Origin of the sequence: Desulfobacterium sp. N47, from assembly GCF_051233685.1 — a bacterium.
Lineage (GTDB): Bacteria > Desulfobacterota > Desulfobacteria > Desulfobacterales > RPRI01 > RPRI01.
The window spans coordinates 1-6,998 of sequence record NZ_JBAMMY010000306.1; the positions used below are offsets into that span (position 1 = coordinate 1).

The 6,998-nt window shown below is 40.1% G+C and carries 8 protein-coding genes; 1 reads left to right on the forward strand and 7 read right to left on the reverse strand.

Features of this window, described 5'->3' with window-relative positions:
* Positions 1-193: 193 nt before the first annotated feature.
* The 5 genes from ettA to VXK47_RS19710 form a co-directional block, all read right to left on the reverse strand.
* Positions 194-1,879 carry an energy-dependent translational throttle protein EttA gene (gene ettA / locus VXK47_RS19690; protein ID WP_435550498.1) on the reverse strand — a complete coding sequence of 562 codons (1,686 nt, stop codon included), beginning with the start codon at positions 1,877-1,879 and terminating at the stop codon, positions 194-196.
* Positions 1,880-1,900: 21 nt separating this feature from the next.
* Complete coding sequence (locus tag VXK47_RS19695; protein WP_435550499.1) at positions 1,901-2,626, reverse strand: metallophosphoesterase family protein; 726 nt, start codon at positions 2,624-2,626, stop codon at positions 1,901-1,903.
* Between the two features lie 17 nt (positions 2,627-2,643).
* Entirely contained in the window at positions 2,644-2,940 is a 297-nt protein-coding gene (locus VXK47_RS19700) for a hypothetical protein (protein WP_435550500.1), read from the reverse strand.
* Between the two features lie 6 nt (positions 2,941-2,946).
* Positions 2,947-3,375 carry an iron-sulfur cluster assembly scaffold protein gene (locus VXK47_RS19705; protein WP_435550501.1) on the reverse strand — a complete coding sequence of 143 codons (429 nt, stop codon included), beginning with the start codon at positions 3,373-3,375 and terminating at the stop codon, positions 2,947-2,949.
* A gap of 187 nt (positions 3,376-3,562) precedes the next feature.
* The gene (locus VXK47_RS19710) at positions 3,563-4,531 is read right to left on the reverse strand and encodes a L,D-transpeptidase family protein (protein ID WP_435550502.1); all 969 of its coding nucleotides are present in this window, start codon (positions 4,529-4,531) and stop codon (positions 3,563-3,565) included.
* A 65-nt stretch (positions 4,532-4,596) separates the two neighbouring features.
* Between VXK47_RS19710 and VXK47_RS19715 the strand changes: the two genes are divergently transcribed.
* The gene (locus VXK47_RS19715; RefSeq protein ID WP_435550503.1) at positions 4,597-5,118 is read left to right on the forward strand and encodes a L,D-transpeptidase family protein; all 522 of its coding nucleotides are present in this window, start codon (positions 4,597-4,599) and stop codon (positions 5,116-5,118) included.
* A 20-nt stretch (positions 5,119-5,138) separates the two neighbouring features.
* Here the strand turns inward: VXK47_RS19715 and VXK47_RS19720 are convergent, their stop codons facing one another.
* Together VXK47_RS19720 and VXK47_RS19725 are read right to left on the reverse strand one after the other, a co-directional pair.
* Complete coding sequence (locus tag VXK47_RS19720) at positions 5,139-5,585, reverse strand: VOC family protein (protein WP_435550504.1); 447 nt, start codon at positions 5,583-5,585, stop codon at positions 5,139-5,141.
* Positions 5,586-5,746: 161 nt separating this feature from the next.
* Positions 5,747-6,295, reverse strand: coding sequence for a phytoene desaturase family protein (locus tag VXK47_RS19725; RefSeq protein ID WP_435550505.1), 549 nt, complete (start codon positions 6,293-6,295; stop codon positions 5,747-5,749).
* Between the last annotated feature and the right edge of the window lie 703 nt (positions 6,296-6,998).

The window sequence follows — 6,998 nt, forward strand, 5'->3', positions numbered from 1 at the left end:
ATAATCCGCCTTCAAGCACAAGCTTTACCGCCTCTTCTCTGAATTCTTTATTGTATTTCCCATATGGTATTCTTTCCATTGTGCCACCTCCGCTTTAAAATTTTTCTTAACATTGGTGTACACTTTTTTCAACATACCTCACCATTTCAAGCAGCAGAATAAAAAGTCACTTTTTGGCTTTCGGCAGAATTTTTCATACTCTAGTAAGCTGCCTGTATTTAATACGGTGTGGCTGGCTTGCAGCAGCTCCTAAGCGTGCTTTCATATCCGCTTCATATTCGGAGTAGTTTCCTTCAAACCATACAACCTTGCTGTCTCCTTCGAAAGCTAGCATATGGGTTGCAATCCTGTCCAAAAACCACCTGTCGTGACTTATCACAACCGCACAGCCTCCGAAGTTTTCAAGAGCTTCTTCCAAAGCCCGCATGGTGTTTACATCAAGATCATTAGTGGGCTCATCAAGCAGCAATACATTGGCGCCTTCTTTTAACATGCGAGCAAGATGCACCCTGTTTCTTTCTCCGCCTGAGAGCAATCCGACTTTTTTCTGCTGGTCCGTTCCGGAAAAATTAAATTTGGCTACATAGGCGCGCGAGTTTACTTCCCTGTTTCCGAGCATAACGGTATCCTGACCATCGGCAATTACTTCCCATATGCTTTTTGCCGGATCAAGAGCATCCCTGCTCTGATCAACATAGGCCGGTTTTACGGTTTCACCGATTCTGATATCTCCCGAATCGGGTTTCTCCTGCCCGACTATCATTCTGAACAACGTCGTTTTGCCTGCGCCGTTTGGGCCTATAACACCGATTATACCGCCGGGAGGAAGAGAAAAGGTCATATTTTCCACAAGAAGATTGTCATTAAATCCTTTACAGACATCTTTAGCTTCTATTACAAGATTTCCGAGACGAGGTCCGGGAGGAATATATATTTCAAGATCCTTAGCCCTTTTCTCACCTTCCTGGCCAAGCAGTGCTTCGTAAGAATTAATTCGCGCCTTGGATTTGGCATGACGACCCTTAGGAGACATCCTTATCCATTCAAGCTCCCTTTGCAGTGTTTTCCGGCGTTCGCTGACCGTCTTTTCTTCCTGTGCAAGCCTTGCCTGCTTTTGCTCCAGCCATGAAGAATAGTTTCCCTTCCATGGAATTCCATGCCCCTTATCAAGCTCTAATATCCATCCGGCAACATTATCAAGAAAATATCTGTCATGCGTTACGGCAATAATTGTACCGGCATAATTTTTCAGATGATGTTCAAGCCATGCCACTGACTCTGCGTCAAGATGGTTTGTAGGCTCATCAAGAAGCAGAATCTCCGGGTTTTGAAGAAGCAGCCTGCAAAGCGCAACACGCCTTTTCTCCCCGCCGGATAAAACCTTTACAGATGTGTCTCCGGAAGGGCATCTAAGGGCATCCATAGCCATTTCAAGACGTGAGTCAAGATCCCAGGCATCGAGAGCATCAAGCTTTTCCTGCACCACGCCCTGGCGCTCGATAAGTGCATTCATCTCATCATCGGACATAGGTTCGGCGAATTTTTCATTTATTCTGTTATATTCGTTAACAACATCAACAGTTTCCTGCACCCCTTCTTCCACTACTCCCCGAACTGTCTTGTTTTCATCCAGTTTCGGCTCCTGTTCCAGAAAGCCGATGGTGTGCCCCGGAGAAAGAATTGTCTTTCCTGCAAACTCAGTGTCAACCCCTGCAAGAATTTTAAGCAGCGAGCTTTTTCCCGAGCCGTTTAAACCAAGAACGCCTATCTTAGCGCCATAGAAATACGAAAGGCTGATATCTTTAAGAATCGGTTTCTTATCATAAAATTTGCTCACTCCGATCATGGAATATATGATTTTGTTAGGATCAGTACTCATTTTCTTTAAATTTCTCCTTATTCACATAAGCCGCCTGGCATTTATCTCAGGAAACCCTGCTTTTATAATTTTATTTACTACCGAATCAATATCGTAAGAAATATATTTTGCTTCAATTGAATCATTTGATGTATCCCATATAATATACTTGGCATGATTATCACCGTCTCTTGGCTGCCCGACGCTTCCGGCATTTATTATGTAACGCTTATTGGCATAAAGCTGCGTTTTACCTCTTTGCAGAATATTATGTTCAATGGACTTTCCGTCGGATTCAATAAGCCGCAGACTGTGCGTATGGCCTATAAAACATATTCTTTCTTCGTATTTACCGAAAGCATCAAGTATTGCTTTTGTATCAAGTTCAAACATATATGTTGTTGGCGATTCGGGAGGAAACCCGTGTACAAAACGGCAGCCATAGTTTACCAGGCTTGGTTCAAGTTTATTAATAAAATTTATGGATTCATCACTCAGCATATCTATGGTTATCAGCATTGAGCGGTATGCAGCAGGATTAAACTTTGATAAATAATCCCGGTTGATAATACATAGTTCATGGTTTCCTATTACAGCCGGTATATTATCAGCACAAACCATGCTGATGGCTTCATTCGGTTCAGGCCCGTAGCCTATAACATCGCCAAGACAGACCATTGCATCCACACCGGATATCCGGGCATCATTCAGAACTGCTCCGAATGCTTCCGTGTTGCCGTGAATATCTGAAACAACTGCAAGTCTCATAAAGCTCCAGGTGGTTTTTAACGGCCTTTTTTCCGGGGCTTGTAAATACTTCCGTCCACTTCAATTTCAAACAAATTTTCACCAAGGATATTAAGGACCGCCTTTCCTTTTTCTATTCCTGCAAGAACCGGGTTACTGCTTCTTAAATGACCAAAATCAGTATATTCTAAAAAATTGATAAGCCCATCGATTTTTTCTTCCAATTCAGGATCACTTGGATCAGAACTTTCAAAAAACCGGGTGAGACTCTTTTTATATAAGCGTTTTGCCTCGGTTTCGATACAATGATCAGGCAAATTAATTTCAATCTTCATAACAGTTTAATGATGCAGGTTGTACGCTTTCTTCCAGGGATCCCTTCGAAGTTCTTCAACATTGGAAAGCGCCATATACAGAGCTTTTACAGCCAGCTCTGCGCAATGGAAATGAAAGTCAGACAGGGTTTCAAGGTATTGCGATACGTCTTCAGGTGTAATGCCCCATGCCTTTTCTATCGTTTTACCCTCCGCCATATGAACAACCGCATTTGCGCATGCAATAGTATTAAGGCATCCGTTAATATTAAAGGAAGCTGTTTCAATAATATCATTGCGGGTTTTTAGAAAAATTTCAACGGTATCTCCGCAATCGCTTTCTTTAATACCATAGCCGTCCGGGTTTTTTATAATTTCATTTTTATCGGCTTTAAAAGCCATCTCAAGAAATTTATCGGAATGATTCTGAAAAAAATCTGTCCCTTCCTGATGCATTTTTCATCTCCATAACAATTTTCTCATAAAAATTTTAATAATCAAACAGTAATACTATACAAAGCTTTTGCAGGGATGGTTATTGATATAGCATTTCTTGATATAATATTAAGAAAGACTGCACCCAACTCTTCGAAAGGAGTCTTTCCGGAATTGTAATAAAATAAAACATTATCAAACTGAATAATTACGGAAGAAATTCAGCTATTTTTTTGGAAACATTAACGGGAAGGCCGCTTTGTTCTTTAACAGCTTCTTTTACTTTATCGATATCAACTTCATTTATCAGGTTTTTAGCTTCCAGAATTTTTATCGCGTCATTTTCAAGTTCAGCGCTATCTTCATAAACATGGACTTCCATATACACTTCGGAACCTACAACTGCTATTTTTATCTGTTGATTGATGATATTAACGCGTGTACCAATATCAATTTGCTCGAATAACTTTTGAATGTCTTCTTCATACATTCTGATACAGCCATGACTGTTTCGCGTACCTATCCCCCATGGGCGATTCGTTCCATGTATCAGTACTGTCCAGATGGATAAACGAAGCGCCCGGCTCCCCATCGGATTATCAGGACCGGGAGGGACAACTGCGGGAAGTTCGGGCTTCTCCAGCTGGATTGATTTCGGAACATACCAGGCCGGATTTTTAATTTTCTCAATTACGGAAAAAATACCAAGCGGGGTATCCTTTCCTTCATCTCCGATTCCAACAGGATAAGTTATTACAGATTTTGTGTCATCATCCGGAAAATAATAAAGACGCATTTCAGCGACATTGATAACAATTCCATGGCGAATTCCGATATCCGGTAAAATCCATTCGGTTGGTATTACAATTAAACGATTTTCTTCGGGTACAAAAGGATCAAAACCGGGATTCGCACTGCAGATGGCATTGTAGCCTAAATCGTATGACCTGGCGATTTCAAAGAATGAGTCATCATACTTTATCTTGTAGATTATTCTCTGCCCTGCAAAGGCTTCCCGAATCCGGTACTCTGCAGCATACAAAAAGGATTTCATGGGGCATAAAAGAAATTCCGCCAGGGAAACAATAATTATTACCCCTTTTAACCTGTAGCCATATTTTTTCATAATTTTTGACAGCATATTTGAAACGGTGTTATTAAACCTGAATATTTTCATAATTTTTACTTTTTCTTAAAAATCATATTTGACTTAACATGATGTTCTTTCTAATATGTCAAATCATGAAAATCAAATCATTTCCCATAAGCCTTATACTAATCATAACTTTAGCCTGTGTCGCTTTATCCCCCGGACTTGTTATAGGAAATTCTCAGGACAAGATCAAGGCAGATGAGGTGCTTGTAATCAAACATAAAAATCTGCTTTTACTGCTTAAAGAAGGAAAAGTTTTAAAAAGCTACAATGCTGCTCTGGGCAGAAAATCGGGACGCAAAGCACAAAAGGGAGATAACAGAACTCCTGAAGGTCTGTATATCATAGTTCAACACGATGCTGACAGCAGATTCTACAAATCCCTGCACTTGTCTTATCCCAACCGTTCAGATATTATCCGGTCACAAAAATCAGGATATCCTCCCGGCAATGCCCTGGCAATTCATGGCTTACCGGAAGGATTTGAAGATCTCGGTACTTTCCAATCAAAACGGAACTGGACCAAAGGATGTATTGCAGTTTCCAATGAGGAAATGGATGAAATATGGGAACTGGTGGAAAACGGAACACCAGTAGAAATCATTCCATAGAACACTAACCAATACATAATTTATTTAGGCTCAATTTCAACCAAAGTAACATTAACACCGCAAGTAGCCTGCGGATCAAGTATATATTCTTTAAAAATCTTAAACCTGTCTTCAAAATGTTGTTTGATCATATCTTTATCGAATTCTAGTAAATTTGCTGCAATGCCCATCTCCTGCGCCCTGTCTCGACCGGCATCGGCATTTTCCACTCCAAAAGCCACTCCGTATAAACCTTCTCCGTGTGTCTCAAGATGCTGTACCATTCCCATGGCCAACGGGTTGGTAGTTCCCGGCAACGGTGAAAAAAGTTCTATACCCGCCTCCCAGCTAAGAGCGCATCTTACACCAAAAATGTGTTCCACTTTGGCATCATGAAAAGTAACGCCCAATAATTTTGAATAAAGCGCCATGGCTTTATCAAAATCTTTTGTGACAATATATACCCTGTTAACTCCTTTAACTTTCATTTTTAATTTCCTTTCTACTGAGCCACTTTCAAAATATTTCAGTTTGGTCAAGGTCAAGGCGGGCGAAAATTTTAACCACAGGAATACATTTAGTATTTCGAGAATTAAAATTTGAGCCCAACGCAAAAGATCGGCCTAAATGGGACGTTTTGAAACCGGGTCTACTTTATTACTTTACCAAAATCTATACCAAGATCTTCCATGATAACCTGTACACCGGCTCTACCGCCGCCAAATACTCCCGGTCCGGGATGTGTGCTTGCTCCGATCATATAAAGCTTATCCACAGGAGTATGGTAATGATGCCAGCCTGAAAAGGGACGATTCCCGGACATCTGTATATTATAAGTTCCTATCTGGCATATATCGCCGTTCATCATGGTAGCATTATGTCTTTCATAAAACAACGGAGAATGAATTGCTCTTCCAAGTATATTATCGCTGCCCATATTGGTTGCCAGTCCCTGCAATTTGCCTAAAATATCATCAGCCACATCTTTTTCTATCTCATCCCATTTTTTAGGTCCGCCGTCTCTTAATGCATAAGGTGCAAATGAATAAAGATACATAGTATGCATACCTTCAGGCGCTCTTGTCGGATCTAATGCCGTTGCAATAAATGATGAAAAAACATCGTTTCTTGGAATACCATTATCTATAGCCTGAAAAGCATGCTGGAATTCATATGGGTCGGAATTATGATATGCCATCCAGTGCGATTTAAAACCGTTATGTCCCGCACTACCACAACTACATCATATTTTTCCGCCATTTTAGAAATACTCCTTTCCTTTAAGTCTCTTGTGTTTATAATCCATTATAAAATACCCATATTGAGAGAACCGGCTTGCACAATATCTACCTAAAGCTATAGGATGCTATGTAAAGGTCTTGGTGCCCCTACAAAAATTAAAAACGACTTTTATCCTTTTATCAATTTTTTAATTAAACACAAGTCTATAATTATTTCAACCGACTCCTTCCCGGCCTCTTTTAAGCCAATTTCTCCATTGAAATATCTATCTTCTGTTTAAAACTGTATTTTGATTATAGCCGGAAATACTTTTTTAAAGGTGGCAAAAAGCAAGAACAGAATAAAGCAAAAATACCAGGGTAACCGCATTTGTATTTTATCTAAAACTTTCTTCGAATAAGTTATTATTGTTTTATTCGTTCAAAACCGGGAAATACCCCCTTTCGTCATTCCGGCGAAGGCCGGGCACGCAGTGACACGTAGTGAAGCATAAGCGCTAACCTTTAGCGCTAACCATTAATTGAGGTAATTTAATAAGTCTATCAGGCTAAAATCTCGACGATTTTCAACCCACAATTTTTTATTTCAACCCAATTTTTCAGGCAAATTTACCAGGCAAAAAATATTTTCACTTTTTTTTATTTTCTGCTGGCGTCCGA